Origin of the sequence: Bradyrhizobium sp., assembly GCF_019244115.1 — a bacterium.
Taxonomy (GTDB): domain Bacteria; phylum Pseudomonadota; class Alphaproteobacteria; order Rhizobiales; family Xanthobacteraceae; genus Bradyrhizobium.
On the sequence record NZ_JAFATE010000844.1, the window covers coordinates 1 to 2,587 of the forward strand.

Genomic DNA, 2,587 nt, shown 5'->3' on the forward strand with positions numbered 1-2,587 from the left:
GCTGCCGACTGAAGGAGAACGAGACGCGCTTTCGTCAGGGGAATGCCCCGCTGATGGTGGGTTGACAATCGAAATATTTGGCTCCGAGAGTGCCATTTCGCGAGTGTGACAAAGGCTGCGATCCGCGGCGCGCCCAATGTTTGCGCATTCGGTGAGAATTATTAGCAGGAATTCGGCGCATTTCCATGCGCTTGTGGCGCCTCATCCACGCCCAAGCTTTTGACTCGCGCACGCCGGCGGCAGATACTTTCGTCCCTGTCCCCCGGCGAATCCAGGACATGTGTCCTCTGAACCTGCATTGATCACCCATGAAGCCTGCTCCCTTCAGATATATCGCGGCGTCGTCGGTCGAACACGCCCTTTCGCTGAAGGCCGAGCATGGCGAGGATGCGCGTTTCCTGGCTGGTGGTCAAAGCCTGATTCCGGCGATGAACTTTCGACTGGCACGGCCGGCGGTGCTGATCGACATCAACGGCCTGGCCGAGATCGCCGGAGTGACGCGACCGCCCGGGAGCGAGATACGGATCGGCGCGGTGACGCGCTATCGCGCGCTGGAGCGAGATGGCGATTTCATAAAAGCCTGTCCGCTGTTCGCCGACGCGCTGCCGCACATCGCCCATCCGGCGATCCGCAATCGCGGCACGATCGGCGGCAACCTGTCCCATGCCGATCCCGCCTCCGAACTGCCGGCGGTGGCGCTCGCGATGCAGGCGCGCATGCGCGTGAGGTCGGTACGGGGGGAGCGCGAGCTGTCGGCGTCCGAATTCTTCGTCGGCCTGCTCACGACGGCCGTCCAGACCGACGAGATGCTGACCGAGATCATCTTCCCGCCACCGCCGCCGGGCAGCGGCAGCTGCTTCATGGAAATCGCGCGCCGCCGCGGCGACTTTGCGCTGGCCGGCGTCGCGGCCGTGATCGCGCTCGACGCGGAACGGCGCTGCGCGACCGTGCGGCTTGCGCTGTGCGGCGTCGGCGACACGCCGGTCGACGCCGGCGCTGCCGCCGCTTGCCTCCTCGGTCAGCCCTGTAACGACAAGACCATCGCGGAGGTCGCCGCCGCCGTGCGCGAGACGGTCACGCCATCGGGCAGTGTTCACGCCAGCGCCGCCTACCAGCGCCATGTCGCCGGCGTGCTGGTCGGCCGCGCGCTCAAGGCCGCGCATGAGCGGATCGGCCATGCAGCCTGACCGGCACGACGTCGCGCTCACCGTCAACGGAGCGGCGTATCGCGGCCGTGTCGAATCGCGGATGCTGCTCAGCGATTTCCTGCGCCATGACCTGCGCCTTGCGGGCACCCATGTCGGATGCGAGCACGGCGTGTGCGGCGCCTGCACGGTGTTAGTCGATGGCGCTCCCGTGCGCTCCTGCCTGATGCTCGCGGTGCAGGCCGACGGGCGTGAGCTTATGACCATCGAAGGACTTGCGGGCGATGCGGAGCGGCTGCATCCGATCCAGCAGGCGATGCACAGCCATCATGGCCTGCAATGCGGCTATTGCACCCCGGGCATTTTGATGACGATGACCGCATTTCTGAAAGAGCATCCCTCGCCATCGGAACACGAGGTTCGCGAGGCGCTGTCGGGCAATCTCTGTCGTTGCACCGGCTACCAGAACATCGTCGACGCCGTGCTGGCTGCCGCGCTGACAGTGCGGACGTCGCCATGACCACCCGCTACTTCGGGGCGCCGGTCAGGCGCAATGAGGACAACAGGCTGCTCACCGGGCAGGCGCTGTTCATCGACGATGTCGAGCTGCCGGACATGCTGCACGCGGCCTTCCTGCGCAGCCAGGTGGCCCATGCGCGCATTGGGCGTATCGATGTCTCAAGGGCGCAGCAGCGTCCCGGCGTGATCGCGGTCTACACTTCAGCCGATCTCGGCTCCTACTGGCAGGCCGGGCCGTTGCTCGTCCCGGCACCGCCGATCCCGGGGCTGATCTTCAATGCGCGCACGCAGGTGCCGCTCGCCAAAGACAAGGTCCGCCATGCCGGCGAGCCGCTGGCGGTTGTCATCGCGGAGAGCCGCTACATTGCCGAAGACGCGCTCGAGGATATTGTGGTGGAGCTCGAGGCTCTGCCCGTCATCGTCGATATCGAAGCCGCGCTCAAGACTGGCACGACGCCGGTGCATGATGACCTCGGCACCAATGTCGCCTCTCATGCGCGTCAGTTCAAGGGCGACTATCGCAGCGCCGCCGCCAAGGCCGCGCTCGTGCTAAGACGCCGCTTTCACTATGAGCACGGCATCTCCTCGCCGATCGAGACCCGCGGCGTGGTCGCGCAATGGGATGCGCGCGGCCGGCAGATGACGATCTGGGACACCACCCAGGCGCCGGTCTTCGTGCGCAACGGGCTCGCCGCGATCCTTGGCCTCGGCGAGCGGCAGGTGCGCGTGATCGCGCCGTTCGTCGGCGGCGGGTTTGGGCCAAAGATCATGATGTTCTATCCGGAAGAGGTGACGCTGCCCTGGATCGCGATGCGGCTCAATCGCCCGATCAAATGGATCGAAGATCGGTTCGAACATTTTTTTGCGACCACGCATGAGCGCGGCCAGATACACGACGCCGAGATCGCGCTCGACCGCGAGGG

General features: G+C 65.9%; 3 protein-coding genes. All 3 read left to right on the forward strand.

All coding sequences use genetic code 11. The features are described 5' to 3' along the window. The first annotated feature begins 308 nt into the window (after positions 1–308). Entirely contained in the window at positions 309–1,187 is an 879-nt protein-coding gene (locus JOZ76_RS35770; RefSeq protein ID WP_291706084.1) for an FAD binding domain-containing protein, read from the forward strand. Further along, entirely contained in the window at positions 1,177–1,665 is a 489-nt protein-coding gene (locus JOZ76_RS35775; RefSeq protein WP_291706085.1) for a (2Fe-2S)-binding protein, read from the forward strand. Before JOZ76_RS35770 ends, JOZ76_RS35775 begins: the two co-directional genes overlap by 11 nt. After that, positions 1,662–2,587: xanthine dehydrogenase family protein molybdopterin-binding subunit (locus JOZ76_RS35780; protein WP_291706086.1), on the forward strand; the 926-nt coding region annotated here is incomplete at its 3' end. The genes JOZ76_RS35775 and JOZ76_RS35780, both read left to right, overlap by 4 nt.

Excerpts from the sequence above, each read along its gene's own strand:
- JOZ76_RS35770 (WP_291706084.1), top strand. The coding sequence starts at position 309 with ATGAAGCCTGCTCCCTTCAGATATATCGCGGCGTCGTCGGTCGAACAC.
- JOZ76_RS35775 (WP_291706085.1), top strand. The coding sequence starts at position 1,177 with ATGCAGCCTGACCGGCACGACGTCGCGCTCACCGTCAACGGAGCGGCG.